We start from the raw sequence: 21,847 nt of genomic DNA on the forward strand, positions 1-21,847 counted from the left end.
GGGGATGGCTGTCCGGGGTTCAGGCGGTCGTGAGATCGGCCACGGCCGCCTGGGTACGCCGGGTCGCCTCGCGCAGCGCCTCCAGCGACGGGCCGGCACGCAGGATCTCCCGCGAAGAGCTCGGCAGGACCCGCGACGCCTGCGCACCGAAAACCCTGCGCAGATCGTCAGCGGTGCCCCCCTGCGCCCCGAAGCCCGGGGCCAGCAACGGGCCGTTGATGTCGAGGTCGTCGCCGGTGTCGTCGATGGTCGCGCCCACCACGGCCCCGAAGGAACCCATCGGCACGGCCTGCCCGTTGAGGGCCCGCAGGTGGGCCAGGACGGACGCGGCCACGCTCCGGCCGTCCGCACCGATGGCGTGCTGCACCTCAGGGCCCTCCTTGTTGGACGTCAGGGCGAGCACGAACAGGCCGGCGTCGTGCCGGATGGCCGAGTCGACCATCGGCTGCAGCGAACCGAAGCCCAGGTAGGGGCTGGCGGTGATCGCGTCCACCGCCAAGGGCGAGGACGGGTCGAGGTAGGCGTCCGCGTAGGCCTGCGACGTCGAGCCGATGTCGCCTCGCTTCACGTCCAGCAGCACTAGCGCCCCCGCTGCGCGGGACGCGGCGATCACTCTCTCCAGGACCGCGATGCCCGCACTTCCGAAGCGCTCGTAGAACGCCGACTGCGGCTTCACGACCGACACCTGCCCGGCCAGTGCCTCGACGACGGTCATCGCCATCGTCTCCAGACCGTTGACGTCGTCGTTGAGCCCCCACTCGAGCAGCAGGGCGGCATGCGGGTCGATCCCGACACAGAGCGGGCCGCGCTGGTCCATGGCCCGGCTCAACCGGTGGCCGAAGGGGTCACTCATGACGTGCTCCTCGTCTGCAGGCCGCTGACGATGCGGCTGGGCCACCCCGGGCCCTCGTAGATGAACGCGGTGTAGCCCTGAAGCAACGTTGCTCCGGCATCGAGGCGGTCCTGAGCGTCCTGGAGGGTCGTGATCCCACCGACGCCGATGAGCGTCAGGTCGGATCCGACCCTGCCTCGGAGCATGCGGATCACCTCGCAACTGCGCGCGGTCAACGGCCTTCCGGACAGTCCCCCGGCGCCGGCCCGCTCGATCTCGGCCGCACGGGACCTCAGCCCGGAGCGACTGATCGTCGTGTTCGTGGCGATGATCCCGTCGAGTCCGATCGCCGTGGCCAGGTCGGCCACCGCCAGCACATCGCCGTCGGCCAGGTCCGGGGCGATCTTCACCAGCAGCGGAACCCTGGACTCGGTGACCTGGTCCGCCCGGCGCCGTACCGCTTGGAGGAGCGGTTCGAGGCGTTCCACGGACTGCAGGTCGCGCAGGCCGGGGGTGTTGGGCGAGCTCACGTTGACCACCAGGTAGTCCGCGAAGGGAGCAAGCAGGCCGGTGGACTTCTCGTAGTCGGCCTGCACGGCCGCCTGGTCGTCGTCGGGGACGAGCTTGGTCTTGCCGATGTTCACCCCCAGCACGACCTGTCGCAGATGTACGTCGTCTCCGCGTCGACCTGTCGCAGATGTACGTGCTTGGCGTGCGGCCAGCCGACGGGCCACCACCTCGGCGCCGTCGTTGTTGAAACCCATCCGATTCACGATCGCGCGATCGGCCTTCAGCCGGAACAGCCGAGGCTTCGGGTTGCCTGGTTGCGGCTCCCCGGTCACGGTGCCGATCTCGACGTGACCGAACCCCAGAGCAGCCAGGGCGTCGATGCCCACTGCGTTCTTGTCGAAGCCGGCCGCAAGCCCCAGCACATGCGGGAAGGACAGTCCCATCGCGTGTACATCTGCGACGGGTCGGCGCGAATTCGCCGTACTTATGCGACGGGTGAGGGGTTCGGCCAGCCGGAGCGCGCGGAAGCCGACGTGGTGGGCCAGCTCAGGATCGGTCCGGCTCAGGACATGGTCGAAGAGGAACGGGTAGATCACGACGGTGCGTTCCCCGCGGACGCTCGGGCCCAGTCCTGCAGCGAGCGTACCGAGATGTCGCCGCGTTTCAGGGCCTCGATGCCCTGGACGGCGGCGCCGAGCCCCTGGACGGTCGTGATGCACGGGATGTTGGCCATGATCGCCGCCGTCCGGATCTCGTAGCCGTCGATCCGCGCAGACCCACCGCTCGTGGAGCCGTTGGGTGTGTTGATCACCAACTGGATCTCACCGGCCAGGATCAGCTGCACCGTGGTTTGTTCCCCGGCCGGACCCTCACCCTCGAAGTGCTTGCGTACGACGGTCGCCTGGACGCCGTTGCGCCGGAGCACCTCGGCGGTGCCCTGGGTGGCGAGGATCTCGAAACCGTGATCGGCCAGCACCTTGATCGGGAAGATCATGTGGCGCTTGTCGCGGTTGGCCATGGAGACGAAGACCCGCCCCGAGGTGGGCAGCGAGCCGAAGGCCGCGGCCTGGGCCTTCGCGAACGCGGTGCCGAAGTCGGCGTCGAGCCCCATCACCTCGCCGGTCGACTTCATCTCGGGGCCCAGCACGGAGTCGACGTTCTTGCCGTCGGGGGTCTTGAACCGGTTGAACGGCATCACGGCCTCCTTGACCGCGATCGGCTGGTCGGCCGGCAGCGTGCCACCGTCGCCGGTGGCCGGCAGCAGGCCCGACGCCCGCAGCTCGGCGATCGTCTCCCCCAGCATGACGCGCGCCGCCGCCTTGGCCAGGGGCGTGGCGGTGGCCTTCGAGACGAACGGCACCGTGCGGCTGGCGCGCGGGTTGGCCTCGAGCACGTAGAGCACATCGGAGCCGAGCGCGTACTGGATGTTCAGCAGTCCACGGACCCCCACCCCGCGTGCGATCGCCTCCGTGGCCACCCGGATCCTCTTGATCTCCGCGGCGCCCAGCGTGATCGGCGGCAGCGCACAGGACGAGTCGCCGGAGTGGATCCCGGCCTCCTCGATGTGCTCCATGACGCCCCCGAGGAACAGTTCGGTGCCGTCGAAGATGGCGTCGACGTCGATCTCGACCGCGTCGTCGATGAACCGGTCGACCAGGACCGGGTGCTCCGGGCTGATCTCGGTGGCGCGCATGATGTAGCCCTCGAGCGAGGCGTCGTCGTACACGATCTCCATGCCGCGCCCGCCCAGGACGTACGACGGGCGCACGAGCACCGGGTAGCCGATCTCGGCGGCGATCTCCTGCGCCTCATCGAAGGACGAGGCCATGCCGTGCTTGGGGGCCGGCAGTCCGGCCTCGTGGAGCACCCGCCCGAAGGCGCCGCGCTCCTCGGCCAGGTGGATCGCGTCGGGCGAGGTGCCCACGATGGTGACCCCGTTGGCCTCCAGCCCCTTGGCCAACCCCAGCGGCGTCTGCCCACCGAGCTGGCAGATCACTCCGGCGATCGGTCCGGCCAGGGACTCGGCGTGGACGATCTCGAGCACGTCCTCCAAGGTGAGCGGCTCGAAGTAGAGCCGGTCGGAGGTGTCGTAGTCGGTGGACACGGTCTCGGGGTTGCAGTTGACCATGATGGTCTCGTAACCGGCCTCGCTGAGGGTCAGCGAGGCGTGCACACAGGAGTAGTCGAACTCGATGCCCTGCCCGATCCGGTTGGGACCACTGCCAAGGATGATCACCGCCTCCTTGGTGCGCGGCTCCACCTCGCTCTCCTCGTCGTAGGAGCTGTAGTGGTAAGGCGTCGTGGCCGCGAACTCGGCGGCGCACGTGTCGACGGTCTTGTAGACCGGCCGGATCCCGAGGGCGTGGCGCACGCCGCGCACCACGTCGGCACTCATCCCGCGGATCTTGCCGAGCTGCTCGTCGGAGAACCCGTGCCTCTTGGCCCTCCGCAGGATCGTCGGCGTCAGCTCGGGCGCGGCGGCCACCTCGACGGCGATCTCGTTGATCAGCTCCAGCTGGTCGATGAACCAGGGATCGATGCCGGTGGCCTCGAACACCTCCGAGGCGGTGGCGCCGGCGCGCAGGGCGTCCATCACCCGCTTCAGCCGGCCGTCGGTGGGGATCTTGATCTCCTCGAGCAGGGCGTCCTTGTCGAGGTCGACCCACTGGTGGTGCCAGTCGAAGACGGCCGACCTGCTCTCCAGGGAGCGCAGGGCCTTCTGCAGCGCCTCGGTGAAGTTGCGGCCGATCGCCATGGCCTCACCAACGGACTTCATGTGCGTGGTCAGCGTCGGGTCCGCTGAGGGGAACTTCTCGAAGGCGAACCGCGGGACCTTCACCACCACGTAGTCCAGGGTCGGCTCGAAGGAGGCCGGCGTCTTGAGGGTGATGTCGTTGGGGATCTCGTCGAGGGTGTAGCCGATCGCCACCTTGGCCGCGATCTTGGCGATCGGGAAACCGGTGGCCTTGGACGCCAGGGCGCTCGAGCGCGAGACCCGCGGGTTCATCTCGATCACGACGACCCGGCCGTCGGCCGGGTTGACCGCGAACTGGATGTTGCAGCCACCGGTGTCGACGCCCACCGAGCGGATGATGCCGATGGAGAGGTCGCGCAGGTGCTGGTACTCCCGGTCGGTGAGCGTCAGGGCCGGCGCGACGGTGATGGAGTCACCGGTGTGCACGCCCATCGGGTCGAGGTTCTCGATGGAACAGATGATCACCACGTTGTCCGCGGTGTCGCGCATCACCTCGAGCTCGTACTCCTTCCACCCGATGATGGACTCCTCCAAGAGGACCTCGGTCGTGGGCGACGCGGCCAGCCCGGCTCCGGCGATCCGCTCCAGGTCGGTCTCGTCGTAGGCCATCCCCGACCCGGTCCCGCCCATCGTGAACGACGGGCGCACGACCATCGGCCAGCCCAGGTCCTCCGAGGCCACGACACACTCCTCGATGGTGTGACAGACCACCGAACGGGCCACCTCCCCGCCGAGCTCCTCGACGATCGCCTTGAACGACTCGCGGTTCTCGCCTCGGTTGATGGCCTCGATGCTCGCGCCGATCAGCTCGACGTCGTACTTCTCCAGCACGCCGGCGGCATCCAGCGCCATCGCGGCGTTGAGGGCGGTCTGGCCGCCGAGGGTGGCGAGCAGTGCGTCGGGTCGTTCCTTGGCGATCACCTTCTCGACGTACTCGGGGGTGATCGGCTCGACGTAGGTCGCGTCCGCGAACTCCGGGTCGGTCATGATCGTGGCCGGATTGGAGTTGACCAGGATCACCCGGATCCCCTCGGCCTTGAGCACCCGGCACGCCTGGGTCCCGGAGTAGTCGAACTCGCAGGCCTGGCCGATGATGATCGGGCCGGAGCCGATCACCATGACCGAGGTGATGTCCTCGCGCTTCGGCATCAGGCGGTACCTTCCATCAGGTCGCAGAATCGGTCGAAGAGGTAGGCAGCGTCATGTGGGCCGGCAGCCGCCTCAGGGTGGTACTGGACCGAGAAGGCCCTCAGGTCTCCCTCGGGCGAGCGCAGCTCCAGGCCCTCCACCACGTCGTCGTTGAGGCAGACGTGGCTCACCGTGGCCTCGCCGTACGGCGTCGTGGTGCTGCCCTCCAGCGGCGCGTCGACAGCGAACCCGTGGTTGTGCGCGGTCACCTCGACCTTGCCCGTGGTGCGGTCCATCACCGGCTGGTTGATGCCGCGGTGACCGTAGGTGAGCTTGAAGGTCCCGAAACCGAGAGCGCGACCGAACAGCTGGTTGCCGAAGCAGATCCCGAAGTAGGGGATCTGGGCGGCCAGTGCGCCCTTCAGCAGCTCGACCTGCCCGGTGGTGGCGGCCGGGTCTCCGGGGCCGTTGGAGAAGAACAGGCCGTCCGGGGCCAGCGCCTGCACCTCGGCCAGCGACGTCGTGGCCGGGAGCACGTGCACCTCGATGCCGCGCTCAGCCATCATCCGGGGGGTGTTGGCCTTGATGCCGAGGTCCAGCGCCGCCACGGTGAACCGCTTCTCGCCCACGGCAGGGACGACGTAGGAAGTCGCGGTCGAGACCTCGCCGGCCAGCTCGGCCCCGCTCATCTCGGCAGAGGTCAGGACCCGTGCCAGAAGAGCCTCGGGATCGGTCTCGGTCGAGGAGATGCCGACCCGCATCGCACCGCGCTCGCGCAGGTGCCGGGTCAGGGCGCGGGTGTCGATCCCGGAGATGCCCACGACCCCTTGGTCGCGTAGCTCGTCGTCGAGGGTGCGCACCGAACGCCAGTTCGAAGGCACCCGGGCGGGATCGCGCACCACGTAGCCGCTCACCCAGATCCGGCGGGATTCGGGATCGTCGTCGTTCATCCCGGTGTTGCCGATGTGCGGAGCCGTCATCACCACGACCTGGCGGTGGTAGGACGGATCGGTGAGGGTCTCCTGGTAGCCGGTCATGCCGGTGGAGAACACCGCTTCGCCGAAGGTCTCCCCCACGGCGCCATAGGTCTCGCCATGGAAAGTGCGGCCGTCCTCGAGCACGAGGAGCGCTGGGCCGGCGGGGGCATGCAGTGGCACGCCGTACCTCCTTCTCCGCCTCACTGGACGGATCGTTAAAGGATGTCGAGCGGTTCTGACCCTATCAGCCGAGCCGGGCCGCTCCCGACTCGTATCACGCCTGTGCGCGGTGCCTCTTGACGTGCATGAGCACACCGAACAGCCTCCACTGCATCGTCCCGCCGCACATGCTCGAGTCCATCGAGCGCAACGGAACAGTCGCCCAGCAGGAATGGGCGAGCGCCACCCTCGCCGCCGACGTCGTGGCCCGTGAGGAGCGCGCCGCCCAGGCTGCGGTGATCCGTGACCAGCCGGTCCAGCCCGCGGTCGGACCACCGCGCAAGGACCGCTCCATCCATGACGGCGGCAACGGAGCCACGCTGCCCGGGAGGCGGGTCCGCGGTGAAGGCGCAGCTCCCACCGGGGACGGCGACGTCGACCGCGTGTACGACGGTTTCGGCGCCACCTGGGATCTCTACTTCGACGTCTTCGGGCGCAATTCCTTCGACAACGCCGGGGCCAGCCTGGTCGGCACCGTGCACCACCGCAGGCGCTACAACAACGCCTTCTGGAACGGCACCCAGATGGCCTTCGGCGACGGTGACGGCACCCTGTTCGTGAGCTTCACGACCGCCGTCGACGTCATGGGGCACGAGCTGACCCACGCGGTCACCGAGCGCAGCTCGGGGCTGGAGTACCACGACCAGCCCGGTGCGCTCAACGAGTCGCTCTCGGACGTGTTCGGGTCGCTGGTCAAGCAGCGGGGGGCCGCCCAGAGCGCCACTGCGGCCGACTGGCTGATCGGTGCGGGGATCCTGGGGCCCACCATCAACGGCGTCGCCCTGCGCTCCATGAAGGCCCCGGGCACGGCGTACGACGACCCGACGCTGGGCAGGGACCCGCAGCCGGCGCACATGGACGACTACGACCCGACCCCCGATGACAACGGCGGGGTGCACATCAACTCCGGCATCCCGAACCACGCGTTCTACCTGTTCGCAGTGGCCCTCGGAGGGAACGCCTGGGAGCAGGCCGGACAGGTCTGGTACGCCACCGCGACCGACCCTGCCCTCAGCTCCAGCGCGAGCTTCCAGGAGTTCGCCGAACTGACGGTCTCCCACGCCCAGGACCTCTACGACACCGAGGTCGCAGGATCCTGCAGCGACGCCTGGGCCGGCGTGGGGATCGTCGTACCGCTCAGGTGAGCTTGCCGTCGAGGACGGTGGGAACCCCACGCAGGAAGGTCGCCATCACCTGCCCGGGCAGCTGCCGCCCCGCGTACGGCGTGTTGCGCGACAGGGAGACCGAGGCGGCGGCATCGACCACGCGACGTACCGCCGGGTCGTAGAGCACGACGTTCGCCGGCGAACCGACCTCGAGGGGCTGGCCGTGATCGGCGACCCGGCCGATCCGGGCGGGCGCATAGGACATCCGCTCCGCGACCCCCGCCCAGTCGAGCAGCCCGGGGTCGACCATGGTCTCCTGCACGATCGACAGTGCGGTCTCGAGCCCGAGCATGCCGAAGGCCGCGGCCGCCCACTCGCAGTCCTTGTCCTCGTGGGGGTGCGGGGCGTGGTCGGTGGCGACGATGTCGATGGTGCCGTCGGCCAGGCCGGCCCGTAGCGCCTCGACGTCGGCGGCCGAGCGCAACGGTGGGTTGACCTTGTAGATCGGGTCGTAGGTCGCGGCAAGCTCGTCGGTGAGCAGGAGGTGGTGCGGACAGGCCTCGGCGGTGACGTTCCAGCCCTTCTCCTTGGCCTGGCGCACGATCTCCACCGAACCGGCGGTGGAGACGTGACACACGTGCAACCGGGAGCCGACGTGAGCGGTGAGCAGGCAGTCCCGGGCGATGATCGCCTCCTCGGCCACCGCGGGCCAGCCGGCCAGGCCAAGGCGACCGGAGAGCTCTCCCTCGTTCATCTGCGCGTCCGGGGTGAGCCGGGGCTCCTGCGCGTGCTGGGCGATGACACCGTCGAAGGCCTTCACGTATTCCAGCGCCCGGCGCATCAGGGCCGGGTCGCTGACGCACTTGCCGTCATCGGAGAAGACCCGAACCCGCGCCGCGGAGTCCGCCATCGCGCCGAGCTCGGCGAGATGCTCGCCGGCGAGGCCGACGGTGACCGCGCCCACCGGGTAGACGTCGCAGTAGCCCGCCTCCCGGCCCAGGCGCCACACCTGCTCGACGACCCCGGCGGTGTCGGCCACGGGATCGGTGTTGGCCATCGCGTGCACCGCGGTGAACCCGCCCATGGCCGCCGCCTGGGTGCCGGACTCGACCGTCTCGGCGTCCTCGCGACCGGGCTCACGCAGATGGGTGTGCAGGTCGACGAGGCCGGGCAGCGCGATCAGCCCGGTGGCATCGATGACTTCGGCGCCCTCGACACCTTCGGTGGCTGCGCCGAGCGCCGCGATCACCCCGCCGTCGATGAGCAGGTCGCCCGGCGCTGCGCCGAGGATCGAGACGTTCTTGATCAGGTAGCTCACAGCGTGTCCTCACTGGTCGATCCGACGGCGGGTTCACTGCCGCCGAGCAGCAGGTAGAGCACGGCCATCCGGACGGCGACGCCGTTCGTGACCTGCTCGACGATGACCGAGCGGTCGGAGTCTGCGACATCGGCGGAGATCTCCATGCCGCGGACCATCGGTCCGGGGTGCATCACGATCGTGTGGTCCTGCAGCTGGCCCATCCGGCGACCGTCCAGACCGTAGCGGCGGGAGTACTCCCGGGCCGTGGGGAAGAAGGAGGCGTTCATGCGTTCGCGTTGGACACGCAGCATCATCACCACGTCGGACTTCGGCAGCACCGCATCGAGGTCGTACGACGTCTGCACCGGCCAGCCGTCGATCCCGACCGGCAGCAGCGTCGGCGGGGCGACCAACGTGACCTCGGCACCGAGAGTGTGCAGGAGCAGGGCGTTGGAGCGTGCGACCCGGCTGTGCAGGACGTCGCCCACGATCGCGACGGTGCGACCGTCGAGCGGGCCCAGATGCTTCCACATGGTGAAGGCGTCGAGCAGCGCCTGCGTGGGATGCTCGTGCGTGCCGTCACCGGCATTCACCACGTTCGAGCGCACCCAGCCCGAGTGCGCGAGCCGGTGTGGAGCACCACTGGCCGAGTGCCGCACGACCACCGCGTCGGCCCCCATGGCCTCCAGGGTCAGGGCAGTGTCCTTGAGGCTCTCGCCCTTCGACACCGACGACCCCTTGGCCGCGAAGTTGATCACGTCGGCCGACAGCCGCTTGGCGGCCGCCTCGAAGGAGATGCGGGTGCGGGTGGAGTCCTCGAAGAACAGGTTGACCACCGTGCGGCCGCGCAGGGCGGGGAGCTTCTTGATCGGCCGGTCGGCCAGGGCGAGCATCTCGGCCGTGGTGCTCAGCACGAGTTCCGCATCGTCGCGGCTCAGGTCCGCGGCGCTCAGCAGGTGACGCTTCACTCGGACGCTCCCTCGACGGCGCCCAGGGCAGCCCCCTCGATGGTGACGGCGTCGACGTCGTCGACGCCCTGCAGCGTGACCCGAACCGTCTCGACCAGGGACGTCGGCAGGTTCTTGCCGACGAAGTCGGCACGGATCGGCAGCTCGCGGTGTCCGCGGTCGACCAGCACGGCCAACCGGACCGCCTTGGGTCGGCCCAGGTCGTTGAGTGCGTCCAGGGCCGCCCGGATGGTGCGACCGGAGAAGAGCACGTCGTCGATCAGGACCACCACCTTGCCATCGATCCCCCCGGGCGGGATCTCGGTGTGCAGCAGCGCCCGGGCGGGCTTCAGGCGCAGGTCGTCGCGGTACATGGTGATGTCGAGCGATCCGACCGGGACGTCGTACCCCTCGACGGAGGCGATCCGCTCGGCGATCCGCTGGGCGAGCGGCACGCCCCGACTGGGGATGCCGAGCAGCAGCAGGTCGTCGGCACCCTTGTTGCGCTCGAGGATCTCGTGCGCGATGCGGGTCAGGGCCCGGGAGATGTCACGGGCGTCGAGAACGACCCGGCCGTCGGTCAGGTCATCGGGTGTGGCATGCGGGGCAGGCATCAGCGTGCCGGACCTCCTTCTCCGCCTCACTGGACGGCTCGTTAAAGGATGTCGATCGAGGCGACCCTACCAGCGTCGACCGCTACCTCGTCGGTCTGTGCACCGTGGGTCACTTGGGGGCCGCGACCGGCCAGACATTTCCCCAGAGGTCGACATCCAGGCGGATCCGTTCCTGCTTCTTCGTGGCCACCACCACCAGCCAGACGATGCCCCACAGTCCCCCGGTGATCAGCGTCATCAGGAAGTGGGCCAGATGGTTGACCGGTTTCACGTAGCCGAGGATCACGCCCTCGCTCGTGCGGCGTACGACGGTCGCTCCCGCCAGCACCTCCGCGTCCACGGCCTTGGTGAGGATCCGCTCGCGCGTTGCCGCCGGCAGCATCTGATGCTGGTCGAACGGGATCGCCGAGCGCAGTCGCGCCGGCTGCACCGAGTAGGTGGCACTGGCCCAGCGTCGCCCACTCCACCGCCGCCACCGGCCGCGGTCCCACTTCATGGTGCCTACGTGCGTCGTACTGCTCACGGGCGCAGCCTAACCCTGCGCGTGCCCCCGGGCGGCGTGACGCCTGCTCCAGGAATCCCCGGTCGACCGGGGAATCCCGCGGTTGTCAGCCGTTGCAATCCCTGACATCCGCATGTCTCCCCGGTCGACCGGGGAATCCCGGAGCCGGCCTACAGCGCTGCGGCCATCCCCGCACAAGCCTTGAGCCACGACATGCGTGTGCCCGAGGAGAGCTGGTTGTAGGGCACCACGGAGCCGGGCACCAGCACCGGGTCGTAGGGCACCCGGTAGACGGCGCGGGTCCGCTGGCCGTAGACGTCGACCAGGTCACGGGTGAGCTGGGGGTCGACGTGCTCGGAGGGATCCGACAGCACCGTGACGGTCTTGTACTTGAGGTTCGGGTAGCCGGCGTCCTGCAGCGCATCGAGCATCCACAGGCCGCTGTAGCCGGTGTCCTCGCGGACCGTTGAGGTGACCACGAGCAGGTCGGCGGCTTCGGCCGCGGCCAGCCAGTTCTCCGCGCGCAGGTTGTTGCCGGTGTCGACCAGGATGATCCGGTAGAACCGCTCGAGAAGCTTGTGCACCTCCACGAAGTCCTGCGCGCGGATCGTGCCCGTCACGTCGGGTCGCTCGTCGGAGGCGAGGACGTCGAAGTGGGCGTCGCCCTGCGAGCGGACGAATGCCCCGAGGTCACCGATCCGTGACTGGGTGACGTCGTTGAAACGCTCGAGGTCGCTCAGCAGCTCCCGGGTCGTGTTGCGGTGGTTGCCACGGATCCCGCGGATGCCTAGCGTGCCCCGGGTCTCGTTGTTGTCCCAGGCGACGACTCCGCCGCCGCGCACGGTCCCGAAGGTGTAGCCGGCGGCCAGCACACCCGTGGTCTTGGCGGCCCCACCCTTGGGGTTGATGAAGGCGATGGTGCGCGGTCCGTCGAAGTCCTGCTGGATCGCTGCCCGGTCCTGCTCGTAGGCCACCTCGGCCTGACTCCGGCGCGGCCGGATGATGCCACCGCTCCACCGGCGCACACTGCCCTGCCAGCCCCACGCCGCCGGCCCGTCCTCGGTCGAGGCGACGCGACGGTCGAGGAAGTCGCTGGCGCTCATGAAGCGCCGTACCTCGGGCTTCGCCTCGGTCGGCGCACTCTGCGCCGCGGCGATCGCGGCCGCCGGCATCGCGGGAGGTACGGCGACCTCGGACAGCGCCGGCGCCTCAACCTCAGCCTCAGGGGCAGGCGCAGCGGCAGCGGGTACGCCGACAGCCTGCTGACGTGGCAACGGCACGCCGTTGGGGCGCTCGGCCGGCCTCGGCAGCCGCACGGGCTGGGTGGCCTCCGGCTCGGAACGCGCTGGCTGCGCAGGGCCTGGTTCGACCTGCTCGTCGGCCACGGCGTCAGCATCGGACTCCCCGCTCGCGGGCCGTGCCTCGGGCAACGGATCGGTGAGGGGATCGTCGAGCTGGTCGGTCAGGGGCTGCGCTGCGGGCGGTTCCGGCTCGAAGCCCGGGATGAGGGCTGCGAGTGGTGAGGAAGTGGGTTCCTGGGGCGGTTGTGGAGTCATGCTGGGCCTCCTCCGAGAGGGCGGATCATGAGCAGCCTATTGCAGGTGGACTGCCCTGTGACCAACCCACCCTTCCCGATCCGGACTGGTGAGGGCCGCTATCCGAGGCGATGCAAGGCGGTCTCGATGGCCCGGTGGAAGGTCGGATAGGCGTACATCATCGTGGTCAGGTCGGTGAGCGGGATACGGCTGTGGACAGCGGTCACGAGCATCGAGAGCATCTCCCCGCCGGCCGGTGCGACGACGGTCGCGCCGATCAGGATTCCGCGTTCGGCGTCCGCCACCAGCTTGACGACGCCGTCCTCCTGTGCGATCCACCCGCGACCGCCGAGGTCGGCGGTGCTGGTCCACAGGGTGGTCCCGGCCTCACGCGCCTGGGTCTCGGTCAGTCCCACGGCCCCGACCTCGGGCGCGGTGTAGGTCACCCTGGGCACGGCGCGATAGTCGGCCCAGGGCCCGGGCTCCTTCAGCAGGTCGCGGACCGCCACCCGCGCCTGGTAGTTCGACACGTGCGTGAACGCTCCCTTGCCGGTGATGTCGCCCACGGCCCACAGCCGTTCCCCGGCTCGCATCCGTTCGTCGGTGTCCACGGTCGGCGCCGAGGGGTCGAGGCCGACCGTCTCGAGCCCGATGTCGGCGAGGTTGTTGCGGCGACCGGCAGCGACCAGCAATTTCTCGACCGCGAGGTCCCGCGACCCGACGCGCACCTCGAAGCGTCCGTCGTGGTGCACCACCCGGTCGATCTCGTGACCGGTGAGGATCTGGACGCCGTCGCGGGCCAGGGACGCCGCCACGACGGCGGACGCCTCGGGCTCGTCGCCCTCGAGAATCCGCTCGGCGACCTCGATCAGGGTGACCTCGACCCCGAAGCGGGCGAACGTCTGGGCGAACTCGGCCCCGATCGGGCCGCCACCGATCACGCCCAGGGACGAGGGCAGGTCGGTGACCTTCACGATGTCGCGGTTGGTCCAGAAGGGCGTGTCAGCCAGACCGTCGATGGGTGGCACGGCAGGAGCCGTGCCGGTGTTGAGCACGACACCCCGGCTGGCGTCGTACTCCTCGACCGTGCCGTCAGCGAGGCGGACCGCCACGCGACCCGGCGCGATCAGGCGGCCGCGGCCGCGCACGAACTGGGCTCCGTTGCGCTCGAGTCGCGCCACGAACTCGGCGTCGTCCCAGTCGTGGGTGGCCTCGTCGCGCACGCGTGCCGCCACCGGGCTCCAGTCCGGGCGCACCTCGACGGAGCCGGCGCGGCCGGGGATCCTGCGCGCCTCGCCGAGCGTGTGGGCCGCGGCGATCATCATCTTGGACGGGACGCAGCCGTAGAAGGGGCACTCGCCCCCGACGAGGTGCTCGTCGATCGCGACGACGCGCAGCCCCGCCTTCCCGAGCAGCCCGGCGGCGGTCTCGCCGCCGGGTCCGAGACCGAGGACGACGACGTCGACGGCTGTCGTCACAGGTCCGCCAGGGCGCTCTGCACGGCACGGTGGAAGGTCGGGTAGGCGAAGTGCATGGTCTTCAGGGTCGAGACCGGGACCTCGGCGTGCACCGCGGTGGCCAGCATCGACATGATCTCCCCGCCGCTCGGGCCCACCGCGGTCGCGCCGACCAGGATGCCCCGATCGGCGTCGGCGACCAGTTTGATCACGCCGTCCGCCTTGGCGATCCAGCCTCGGGTGGAGTCGCCGAGTGCGGTGGTGCCCGTGGTGACCTGGAGCCCCGCCTCCCGCGCCTGCTTCTCGCTCAGGCCGACGGAGCCGACCTCGGGATCGGTGAACGTCACCCGCGACACGGCACGGTAGTCGGCCCACGGACCGTCCTGCCCCAGGATGTCGCGCACGGCGACCTCGGACTGGTACATCGACACGTGGGTGAAGGCACCCTTGCCCACGATGTCGCCGATCGCCCAGAGCTTGTCGCCTGCACGCATCCGCTCGTCGGTCTCGATCGCGCGCGCCGACGGGTCGAGACCGACGGTCTCCAGGCCCACGTCGCCCAGGTTGGGCCGGCGCCCTGCCGCCACCAGCAGCTTGTCGGCCGACACGACCTGGTCCTCGAGGTGGACCGAGAACGTGCCCTCGGCGTAGGACACCGATGAGATCGTGGCCCCGGTGAGGACCTGGATGCCGTCGTGGGCGAAGGCCGCCGCGACCACAGCACTCGCCTCGGGCTCCTCGGGAGCGAGGATCCGCTCCGCCACCTCGATGAGGGTCACGGCGACGCCGAAGCGGGCCATGACCTGCGCGAGTTCCGCCCCGATCGCTCCGCCACCGATGACCACCAGGGTGGCCGGCAGCTCGCGGAGCTGCATGATGTCGCGGTTGGTCCAGTACGGCGTGTCTGCCAGCCCGTCGACCGGCGGCACCCCCGGCTCGGTGCCGGTGTTCAGCACCACGCCACGCGAGGCGACGTACGTCGTGCCGTCCACCTCGACGCGGCCCGGGCCGGTCAGCCGGCCGTGCCCGCGGACGAACGTGGCTCCGGCCTTCACCAGGCGCTCGACGGCTACGGCGTCGTCCCAGTCGTCGGTGGCCTCGTCGCGGATCCGGTCCGCCACGATGCCCCAGTCGGGACGCACCTCGACGGCACCGCTGAGCTCCGGGACGCGGCGGGACTCGGCCAGCGCGTCCGCGGCACGGATCATCATCTTCGACGGCACGCAGCCGAAGTAGGGGCACTCGCCGCCCACCAGGCGGCGGTCCACTCCCACGACCTTCAGGCCGGCCTGGGCGAGCTGCCCGGCGACCGCCTCGCCTCCCGGCCCAAGCCCGAGGACCACGACATCGACTTCGGTGTGTTCGCTCATGGTTTCAGCATTGCGTAGTGGTCAAGACCCGACTGTCGAATTGAGGCCAGGACCTGACCGCTTGACCCTTTAGCGTGGTGGAGACAGCCCCGGAGAAGCCGGGCGCGAGGAGAGGAGCCGTCATGGACTGGAAGATCGAGCTGCTGAGCGTCCCCGTCGTGGATGTCGACCGGGCCATCGCCTTCTACGTGGACCAGGTGGGGTTCCACCTCGATCACGACCACACGGTGAGCGAGGAGATCAGGTTCGTCCAGCTCACGCCGCCCGGTTCGGCGTGTTCGATCCTGGTGGGCGGCCTGACCGACATGCCGGCCGGGAGCCAGAAGGGGATCCAGGTGGTGATCGCGGATGCTGATGCGGCGCGCGAGCACCTCCTCGCCAACGGCGTGGCCTGTTCCGAGGTCGACGAACAGCCGTGGGGGCGCTTCGTCTACTTCTCCGACCCCGAGGGAAACGCGTGGGCGCTCCAGCAGGTGGCGCTCGGCTGAGCGCAGGTCAGCGCGAGAGGTGCCGGGCACGCGCGAAGCAGAAGAGGCCGTAGCAGGCGATCCCGATCGCGATCGCGCCGAGCAGGAACGGTCCGAACGGCTGCTGCAGCACCTTGTGCAGGGCCTGATCCAGGCCTCCTGACTTCTTGGCCTCGTGGGTGATGGCGGCGTACCCGAAGAGCCCGCCGACGACCATGAAGGCCACCCCCTTCGCGGTGTAGCCGGCCTTGCCGAACATCACGTAGGCCCGGCCGACCTCGCCGCTGGTGCCCTCGGCGCTGAGGTGCTCGCGGAACTTCTCGTTCCAGGCGCGGCGCACGAGGTTCGCGCCGTAACCGATGATGGCCAGACCGACGGCGCCCACGATGAACTGGCCCCCGGGCCAGTCCATGACCTTGGCGGTCACGGTGTCGGAGCTGCTGCCACCCGAGCCGGCCCCGACGGCGATCTTGACTGCGGAGAGGCACAGGGTGCCGTAGATGACGGCCTTGCCCAGCGAGGTCAGCCGCTTGCGCAGTCGCTTGCCGTCGTCCTGCTCCTCACGAAAACCGGCGAAAGTCTCGATGAGCCGCCACACGACGAGCAGGAACATGCCCACGGCGATCATCCAGATCAGGACGACGCCGTAGGACTCCTGGGCGAGCTGCTTGAGCGCACCGGTGCTGGAGGCCGAACCGCTCTGGTCACCCAGGGCCAGCTGGAGGGCCAGCCAGGCGATCATGAGGTGCACGATCCCGTAGGTCACCAGGCCCAGTCGGACGGCACGGTCCAGCCAGTCGCTGTCGTCGGCTTGTTTCCCGAGGTTGCCCGCCTGCTGGCCCACATTGCTCATCGGGTCAGTCAACCACTCGGTCTGTGGCTGCGGCACACCCCAACGGGTCAGGCGATGAGAGTTGCCTTGTCGCGCACGATGCCACCCAGGACACCGTTGACGAACGAGGGCGAATCGTCGGTCGACAGGTCCCGGACCAGGTGCATCGCCTCACTGACCGCCACCGCGTCGGGGACGTCGTCGGCGTACAACAACTCCCAGACGCCGAGCCGCAGGACGTTGCGGTCCACGGCCGGCATCCGGTCCAGGGACCAGCCCTGGGCGTAGGTGGTCAGGAGCTTGTCGATGCGCCACTGGTGCTCGACGACCCCACGAACGAGCTCGGCGGTGTAGTCGTTGGTGGGCCCCTCACCGTCCACAATGGCCCGGTCGAGGGCCCCGGTCGGGCTCTCGCTGCGCATCTCGGAGGCGTAGAGCAGGTCGAGAGCGCGCTTGCGGGCCTTGCTGCGAGCCGACATCAGGAGGTGACGCGACCCAGGTACGACGAGTCGCGGGTGTCGACCTTGATCTTCTCGCCGGTCGTGATGAACAGCGGCACCGCGATGGTGTGACCGGTCTCGAGCGTGGCGGGCTTCGTGCCCCCCGTGGAGCGGTCGCCCTGGAGGCCCGGCTCGGTGTAGGTGATCAGCAGCTCGACGGAGGCGGGCAGCTCGACGTACAGCACCCGGCCGTCGTTCGTGGCCACGATGGCCTCCTGGTTCTCCAGCAGGAAGTTGCTCGCCTCGCCCACGATCTCGGGGCTGATCTCGAGCTGCTCGTAGGAGCTGATGTCCATGAAGACGTAGGAGCTGCCGTCGTTGTACAGATACTGCATCGTGCGCTTGTCGACGTTGGCTGTCTCGACCTTGGTGCCGGCGTTGAACGTGCGGTCCACGGTCTTGTTGGACTCGACGTTCTTGAGCTTGGTCCGCACGAACGCCGGGCCCTTGCCGGGCTTGACGTGCTGGAACTCGACAACGGCCCAGAGCTGGCCGTCGATGTTGAGAACCATGCCGTTCTTCAGGTCATTCGTGGATGCCATGCGCGCGAGTGCCTCTTCGATCTGACTGGTCGAGATGGGATGGGGGTGAGCAGCGCCCAAGTCTAGACGCACCCGCGGACGTCATACGAAATGGTCACCACCACCACCGGTTCGTATGACGTCCGCGGGAAGGATCAGCTGAACTCCCACACGACCTGGACCCGGACCGCGAGGTCATCGCTCCCGGCCCGGATCGGCACCGCCTTGGCCGCCTCCAGGTCGTAGGTCGCACGCTGGTTCCACAGCGGCGACTGCGCCGCGGGCGCGGAGACCTCACGCAGGCTGACCACGTCGCCGAGGCTCTGGCCGGTCGCGGCGGCGTACTCCTCGGCCTTGGCCTTCGCCTGCGCGACGGCGGCGTCGCGCGCCTGCTTGAGTACGGCGTCCGGGTCGCTCACCTGGAGCCGGATGTTGCTCACCTTGACCCCGTTGCCCCCTGCGGCCACGGCGGCCCCGATGGCCCTCCCACCAGCCTTGAGGTCGTCGATGCTCACGGTGGCGCGCTGCGAGACCCGGTAGCCGACCAGGACGGGCGAGGAGTACGGGGGGTAGTCGTAGACGGGGTTCATGCTCAGTCCCGAGGTCTGGATGTCCTTGGCGGCCACGGAGTTGTCCTCCAGCGCGGCGAAGACCTTCTTCATCGCAGTACTCGAGTCGTTGAGCGCGGTCTCCAGGTCCGGTCGGGTCAGCGCCACCGCGACCGAGAACGACAGCTGGTCGGGAACAGCGGTGGCCTCCCCCTTGCCGGTCAGCGAGATGGTCCGTCGATCGGTGCTCGTCGAGGTCGTGCCCGCGGCCTGCGCCGGGGAGGACGCACCGCCGGACGCCCCCACCAGGTAGGCCGCCAGCAGGGCCAGCAGCACCAGCCCCGTGATCAGGATCCCCCGCACACTCAGTGTCACTTTGCCGTCCATGGCCCCGTCCTCTCCAGCCTGTGCCGATGCACTGTCCTGGGTCGGACGCGGCTGGGCAGGTGCGGGTTCCGCGGATCCGGGCCGGTTCAGCCCCGGGCGAGGAACTCGAGTGCGAGCCGGTAGCCGTCCACACCGTGCCCGACGACCACCTCGGCTGCGTGAGGGGTGACCACCGAGGTGTGCCGGAACACCTCGGGACGCTCACCGGGATCGGAGATGTGGACCTCGACCAGCGGCGCCGACAGTTGGGCGCAGGCATCGAAGATCGCGTAGGAGTAGTGGCTCCACGCAGCCGCGTTGAGGACGATCGGGGTGGCCTCGTCGGCCGCGGTGTTCAGCCAGTCGAGCATCTCGCCCTCATGGTTGGTCTGGCGGACCTCCACCTCGAGCCCGAGCCCGGTCCCCCAGGCGAGGCACTTCTCGACCAGCTCGGCGTAGGTGGTGTGCCCGTAGATCTCGGGCTGCCGACGCCCCAGCCGACCCAGGTTGGGTCCGTTGAGGATCAGGACCCGGGTCCGTGGGGCGCTCATCGCGGCACCTTCGTCATGACCGCATAGGCCGCGCGCAGGGCGCGGTCGGTGGGGCCGGCCAGGATCCGCGGGTCGGCCAGGTCGTGCAGGACCACGAACCGCAGCTGGGAGCCGCGCGACTTCTTGTCCACCCTCATCGTGGTCTCGAGCTCGTCGAACTCGGCGCCGTCGAAACCGATCGGCAGGCCGACGGCTGCGAAGGCCGTACGGTGCCGGTCGGCGACCTCATCGCTCAGCAGTCCCGAGGTCCGGGCCACCTCGGCTGCGAAGCAGCAGCCGATGGCGACGGCCTCACCATGCCGGATCCCGTAGGACGTGGCTCGCTCGATGGCGTGCGCCATCGTGTGGCCGTAGTTGAGGATCTCCCGGCCCGGGTGCCCATCGACGCCCCCGGTCTCCTTGAGGTCCGCCACCACGACGTCGATCTTGACCCTGACGGAGCGCTCGACCAGCTCGCGGAGCACCGGTCCGTCGACGTCGAGGGCCGCCGAAGGGTCGGCCTCGACCAGCCGGAGGATCTCAGGGTCGGCGATGAAGCCACACTTGACGACCTCGCCCATCCCGGCCACCAGTTCGGGTCCGGGCAGGGTGCGGAGCAGGTCGAGGTCACACAGCACCCCGGCCGGCTCATGGAAGGAGCCGACGAGGTTCTTGCCGGCAGCGGTGTTGATCCCGGTCTTGCCCCCGACCGACGCGTCGACCATGGCAAGCAGCGTCGTGGGCACATGGATGACCCGGACGCCGCGCAGCCAGGTGGCCGCCACGAAGCCCCCCATGTCGGTCGTGGCCCCGCCACCGAAGGTGACGATCGCGTCGGACCGGGTGAAACCAGCCTCGCCCAGCGCCTCCCAACACTGGTAGGCGACCTCGGCGGACTTGGCACGTTCACCATCGGGTACGCCGAGCGCGAGCACGTCGAAGGAGTCGTTGAGCCGGGTCAGCAGTGGTGCCACCAGCTCGTCGAGGCGTTCGGAATGGATCAGCGCGACCCGTTGCACCGACTCCCCCAGGATCCCCGGGAGCCGGTCGGCCAGGTCCCGGCCGATCACGACGTCGTACGGCGCCGCACCGCCCACGTGCAGCACCGTGTCCTGGATGTCACTCATGCCAGCACCTTCCGGATCTCGTCGGCGACGTCCTCGGGGCTGCGGCCGTCGGTGTCGATGCTGTGCACCGCGACGGACTCGTAGATCGGCGTCCGTTCGTCGAGCAGGCCCTTGATGCGGGCCCGGACGTTGCCGAAGAGCAGCGGCCGGGAGCTGCCCAGCCCGACCCGCTTGACGGCGTCACCGAGTCCGACCCGGAGGAACACCACGGTGTGTCCGGACAGCAGTTCGCGGGTCCCGGGATCGAGCACGGCACCACCACCGAGGGCCAGGACGCCGTCGTGAGTGGCCAGGGCGGTGGCGACCGCATCGCGTTCGAGACCCCTGAAGTGCTCCTCGCCATCGTCGACGAAGATGTCGGAGATCGCGCGGCCGGCAGCTGACTCGACGTCCTGGTCGGTGTCGCGCAGCCCGACTCCCCAGCCCTCGGCGAGCAGGCGGCCCACCGTGGTCTTGCCGGCACCCATCGGACCGACGAGCACCACGCGTGGGCGACCGGTCACGAGAACCTCAGGGTGTCGAGGTAGCTCTGCACGTTGCGCTTGGTCTCCGCGACCGAGTCGCCGCCGAACTTCTCCAGCACCGCGTCGGCCAGCACCAGGGCCACCATCGCCTCGGCCACGATGCCGGCCGCCGGCACCGCGCAGACGTCCGAGCGCTGGTGGTGGGCCACGGCTTCCTCGCCGGTGGCCACGTCGATGGTGCGAAGCGCGCGCGGAATGGTGGCGATCGGCTTCATCGCGGCCCTGACCCGGAGCACCTCGCCGGTGGACATGCCGCCCTCGGTGCCGCCGGAGCGGCCGCTCGTGCGCCGGATGCCACCCTCGGTCTGCACGATCTCGTCGTGGGCCTGGGAGCCGGGCACGGCGGCCAGGCCGAAGCCGTCGCCCACCTCGACGCCCTTGATGGCCTGGATGCCCATCAGGGCGCCGGCCAGCTTGGCGTCGAGTCGACGGTCCCAGTGCACGTGCGAGCCCAGGCCCGGCGGCAGTCCGTGCACCACGACCTCGACGACGCCGCCGAGGGTGTCACCGTCCTTGTGGGCCTGGTCGATCGCGGCGACCATCTGCTTCGACGCATCCGGGTCCAGGCAGCGCACCGGGTCCTCGTCGAGCCGGGCCACGTCGTCGGGGCCGGGCACGGAGCCGTAGGGGGCTGGTACGCCGCCGAGCTCGACCACGTGGGACACGATGCGAGCACCCGTCGCCTGCGCGAGGAAATTGCTGGCCACTCGGCCCAGGGCGACGCGCGCCGCGGTCTCCCGGGCCGAGGCACGCTCCAGGATCGGTCGTGCCTCGTCGAAGTCGTACTTCTGCATGCCCACGAGGTCGGCGTGACCCGGGCGCGGCCGGGTCAGCGCGGCGTTGCGGGCGAGGGCGTCGAGCTCGGCCTGGTCGACGGGGTCGGCCGACATCACCTTCTCCCACTTGGGCCACTCGGTGTTGCCGACCTCGATGGCGACCGGGCCACCCATCGTCTCGCCGTGTCGGACCCCACCGGTCAACGTGACCTGGTCCTGCTCGAACTTCATGCGGGCACCGCGACCGTGACCGAGGCGGCGCCGGGCCAGGGATTCCTGGATGTCGGCGGTGGTCACCTCGACATGGGCCGGGAGGCCTTCGAGGATCGCGACGAGTGAGGGGCCGTGGGATTCACCCGCGGTGAGCCAGCGAAGCATGGCCTCAGTCTTTCACGCGCGCTCGC

The 21,847-nt window shown here is 69.7% G+C and carries 21 protein-coding genes; 2 read left to right on the forward strand and 19 right to left on the reverse strand.

Annotated elements, in window-relative coordinates; translation table 11 throughout:
* Positions 1-19: 19 nt before the first annotated feature.
* The 4 genes from pyrF to carA are packed head-to-tail and all read right to left on the reverse strand — an operon-like array spanning position 20 to position 6,382.
* On the reverse strand, positions 20-853 hold the full coding sequence (gene pyrF, locus AB7I40_RS15260) for an orotidine-5'-phosphate decarboxylase (protein WP_428345838.1): 834 nt from the start codon (positions 851-853) through the stop codon (positions 20-22).
* A complete protein-coding gene (locus tag AB7I40_RS15265; protein ID WP_428345837.1) occupies positions 850-1,938 on the reverse strand; it encodes a quinone-dependent dihydroorotate dehydrogenase in 1,089 nt (362 codons plus the stop codon). The genes pyrF and AB7I40_RS15265 overlap by 4 nt, the downstream gene beginning before the upstream one ends.
* The gene (gene carB / locus AB7I40_RS15270; protein WP_428345836.1) at positions 1,935-5,246 is read right to left on the reverse strand and encodes a carbamoyl-phosphate synthase large subunit; all 3,312 of its coding nucleotides are present in this window, start codon (positions 5,244-5,246) and stop codon (positions 1,935-1,937) included. The genes AB7I40_RS15265 and carB overlap by 4 nt, the downstream gene beginning before the upstream one ends.
* On the reverse strand, positions 5,246-6,382 hold the full coding sequence (gene carA / locus AB7I40_RS15275) for a glutamine-hydrolyzing carbamoyl-phosphate synthase small subunit (protein ID WP_428345835.1): 1,137 nt from the start codon (positions 6,380-6,382) through the stop codon (positions 5,246-5,248). The genes carB and carA overlap by 1 nt, the downstream gene beginning before the upstream one ends.
* Positions 6,383-6,507: 125 nt before the next feature.
* Between carA and AB7I40_RS15280 the strand changes: the two genes are divergently transcribed.
* Positions 6,508-7,566: a M4 family metallopeptidase gene (locus AB7I40_RS15280; RefSeq protein WP_428345834.1), complete on the forward strand. Its 1,059-nt coding sequence runs from the start codon at positions 6,508-6,510 to the stop codon at positions 7,564-7,566.
* On the opposite strand, the gene AB7I40_RS15285 is transcribed toward AB7I40_RS15280, so the two are convergent.
* From AB7I40_RS15285 to AB7I40_RS15315, 7 genes are all read right to left on the reverse strand, one after another.
* Complete coding sequence (locus tag AB7I40_RS15285; protein ID WP_428345833.1) at positions 7,559-8,845, reverse strand: dihydroorotase; 1,287 nt, start codon at positions 8,843-8,845, stop codon at positions 7,559-7,561. The genes AB7I40_RS15280 and AB7I40_RS15285 overlap by 8 nt on opposite strands.
* The gene (locus tag AB7I40_RS15290) at positions 8,842-9,795 is read right to left on the reverse strand and encodes an aspartate carbamoyltransferase catalytic subunit (RefSeq protein ID WP_428345832.1); all 954 of its coding nucleotides are present in this window, start codon (positions 9,793-9,795) and stop codon (positions 8,842-8,844) included. Before AB7I40_RS15290 ends, AB7I40_RS15285 begins: the two co-directional genes overlap by 4 nt.
* Complete coding sequence (pyrR, locus tag AB7I40_RS15295) at positions 9,792-10,388, reverse strand: bifunctional pyr operon transcriptional regulator/uracil phosphoribosyltransferase PyrR (RefSeq protein ID WP_428345831.1); 597 nt, start codon at positions 10,386-10,388, stop codon at positions 9,792-9,794. Before pyrR ends, AB7I40_RS15290 begins: the two co-directional genes overlap by 4 nt.
* A 109-nt stretch (positions 10,389-10,497) precedes the next feature.
* Positions 10,498-10,911 carry a hypothetical protein gene (locus AB7I40_RS15300; protein WP_428345830.1) on the reverse strand — a complete coding sequence of 138 codons (414 nt, stop codon included), beginning with the start codon at positions 10,909-10,911 and terminating at the stop codon, positions 10,498-10,500.
* Between the two features lie 149 nt (positions 10,912-11,060).
* The gene (locus AB7I40_RS15305; protein WP_428345829.1) at positions 11,061-12,446 is read right to left on the reverse strand and encodes a hypothetical protein; all 1,386 of its coding nucleotides are present in this window, start codon (positions 12,444-12,446) and stop codon (positions 11,061-11,063) included.
* A 98-nt stretch (positions 12,447-12,544) separates the two neighbouring features.
* A complete protein-coding gene (locus AB7I40_RS15310) occupies positions 12,545-13,903 on the reverse strand; it encodes a dihydrolipoyl dehydrogenase family protein (protein WP_428345828.1) in 1,359 nt (452 codons plus the stop codon).
* A complete protein-coding gene (locus tag AB7I40_RS15315; RefSeq protein WP_428345827.1) occupies positions 13,900-15,252 on the reverse strand; it encodes a dihydrolipoyl dehydrogenase family protein in 1,353 nt (450 codons plus the stop codon). Before AB7I40_RS15315 ends, AB7I40_RS15310 begins: the two co-directional genes overlap by 4 nt.
* A 122-nt stretch (positions 15,253-15,374) precedes the next feature.
* On the opposite strand from AB7I40_RS15315, the gene AB7I40_RS15320 reads away from it, so the two are divergent.
* Positions 15,375-15,740: a VOC family protein gene (locus tag AB7I40_RS15320; RefSeq protein ID WP_428345826.1), complete on the forward strand. Its 366-nt coding sequence runs from the start codon at positions 15,375-15,377 to the stop codon at positions 15,738-15,740.
* 7 nt (positions 15,741-15,747) lie between these two features.
* On the opposite strand, the gene AB7I40_RS15325 is transcribed toward AB7I40_RS15320, so the two are convergent.
* The 8 genes from AB7I40_RS15325 to aroC all read right to left on the reverse strand — a co-directional run bounded on the left by AB7I40_RS15325 (position 15,748) and on the right by aroC (position 21,821).
* Positions 15,748-16,572: a DUF1206 domain-containing protein gene (locus AB7I40_RS15325; protein ID WP_428345825.1), complete on the reverse strand. Its 825-nt coding sequence runs from the start codon at positions 16,570-16,572 to the stop codon at positions 15,748-15,750.
* A gap of 47 nt (positions 16,573-16,619) precedes the next feature.
* Positions 16,620-17,030 (reverse strand): transcription antitermination factor NusB, encoded by a 411-nt coding sequence (nusB, locus tag AB7I40_RS15330; protein ID WP_428345824.1) that lies wholly within the window; start codon positions 17,028-17,030, stop codon positions 16,620-16,622.
* Positions 17,030-17,593 (reverse strand): elongation factor P, encoded by a 564-nt coding sequence (efp, locus tag AB7I40_RS15335; RefSeq protein ID WP_428345823.1) that lies wholly within the window; start codon positions 17,591-17,593, stop codon positions 17,030-17,032. Before efp ends, nusB begins: the two co-directional genes overlap by 1 nt.
* A gap of 134 nt (positions 17,594-17,727) precedes the next feature.
* Entirely contained in the window at positions 17,728-18,507 is a 780-nt protein-coding gene (locus AB7I40_RS15340; RefSeq protein WP_428345822.1) for an SIMPL domain-containing protein, read from the reverse strand.
* A gap of 86 nt (positions 18,508-18,593) precedes the next feature.
* On the reverse strand, positions 18,594-19,037 hold the full coding sequence (locus AB7I40_RS15345) for a type II 3-dehydroquinate dehydratase (protein WP_428345821.1): 444 nt from the start codon (positions 19,035-19,037) through the stop codon (positions 18,594-18,596).
* Positions 19,034-20,143: a 3-dehydroquinate synthase gene (gene aroB / locus AB7I40_RS15350; protein ID WP_428345820.1), complete on the reverse strand. Its 1,110-nt coding sequence runs from the start codon at positions 20,141-20,143 to the stop codon at positions 19,034-19,036. Before aroB ends, AB7I40_RS15345 begins: the two co-directional genes overlap by 4 nt.
* Positions 20,140-20,646 (reverse strand): shikimate kinase, encoded by a 507-nt coding sequence (locus AB7I40_RS15355; RefSeq protein ID WP_428345819.1) that lies wholly within the window; start codon positions 20,644-20,646, stop codon positions 20,140-20,142. The genes aroB and AB7I40_RS15355 overlap by 4 nt, the downstream gene beginning before the upstream one ends.
* On the reverse strand, positions 20,643-21,821 hold the full coding sequence (gene aroC / locus AB7I40_RS15360) for a chorismate synthase (RefSeq protein WP_428345818.1): 1,179 nt from the start codon (positions 21,819-21,821) through the stop codon (positions 20,643-20,645). The genes AB7I40_RS15355 and aroC overlap by 4 nt, the downstream gene beginning before the upstream one ends.
* Positions 21,822-21,847 lie beyond the last annotated feature (26 nt).

The sequence above is a fragment of the Nocardioides sp. genome (assembly GCF_050246775.1).
Classification (GTDB): domain Bacteria; phylum Actinomycetota; class Actinomycetes; order Propionibacteriales; family Nocardioidaceae; genus Nocardioides.

Excerpts from the sequence above, each read along its gene's own strand:
- pyrF (WP_428345838.1), bottom strand. The coding sequence starts at position 853 with ATGAGTGACCCCTTCGGCCACCGGTTGAGCCGGGCCATGGACCAGCGC.
- pyrR (WP_428345831.1), bottom strand. The coding sequence starts at position 10,388 with ATGCCTGCCCCGCATGCCACACCCGATGACCTGACCGACGGCCGGGTC.
- AB7I40_RS15340 (WP_428345822.1), bottom strand. The coding sequence starts at position 18,507 with ATGGACGGCAAAGTGACACTGAGTGTGCGGGGGATCCTGATCACGGGG.
- AB7I40_RS15280 (WP_428345834.1), top strand. The coding sequence starts at position 6,508 with ATGAGCACACCGAACAGCCTCCACTGCATCGTCCCGCCGCACATGCTC.
- AB7I40_RS15325 (WP_428345825.1), bottom strand. The coding sequence starts at position 16,572 with ATGAGCAATGTGGGCCAGCAGGCGGGCAACCTCGGGAAACAAGCCGAC.
- AB7I40_RS15345 (WP_428345821.1), bottom strand. The coding sequence starts at position 19,037 with ATGAGCGCCCCACGGACCCGGGTCCTGATCCTCAACGGACCCAACCTG.
- efp (WP_428345823.1), bottom strand. The coding sequence starts at position 17,593 with ATGGCATCCACGAATGACCTGAAGAACGGCATGGTTCTCAACATCGAC.
- AB7I40_RS15315 (WP_428345827.1), bottom strand. The coding sequence starts at position 15,252 with ATGAGCGAACACACCGAAGTCGATGTCGTGGTCCTCGGGCTTGGGCCG.
- aroB (WP_428345820.1), bottom strand. The coding sequence starts at position 20,143 with ATGAGTGACATCCAGGACACGGTGCTGCACGTGGGCGGTGCGGCGCCG.
- AB7I40_RS15305 (WP_428345829.1), bottom strand. The coding sequence starts at position 12,446 with ATGACTCCACAACCGCCCCAGGAACCCACTTCCTCACCACTCGCAGCC.
- nusB (WP_428345824.1), bottom strand. The coding sequence starts at position 17,030 with ATGTCGGCTCGCAGCAAGGCCCGCAAGCGCGCTCTCGACCTGCTCTAC.
- aroC (WP_428345818.1), bottom strand. The coding sequence starts at position 21,821 with ATGCTTCGCTGGCTCACCGCGGGTGAATCCCACGGCCCCTCACTCGTC.
- AB7I40_RS15320 (WP_428345826.1), top strand. The coding sequence starts at position 15,375 with ATGGACTGGAAGATCGAGCTGCTGAGCGTCCCCGTCGTGGATGTCGAC.
- carB (WP_428345836.1), bottom strand. The coding sequence starts at position 5,246 with ATGCCGAAGCGCGAGGACATCACCTCGGTCATGGTGATCGGCTCCGGC.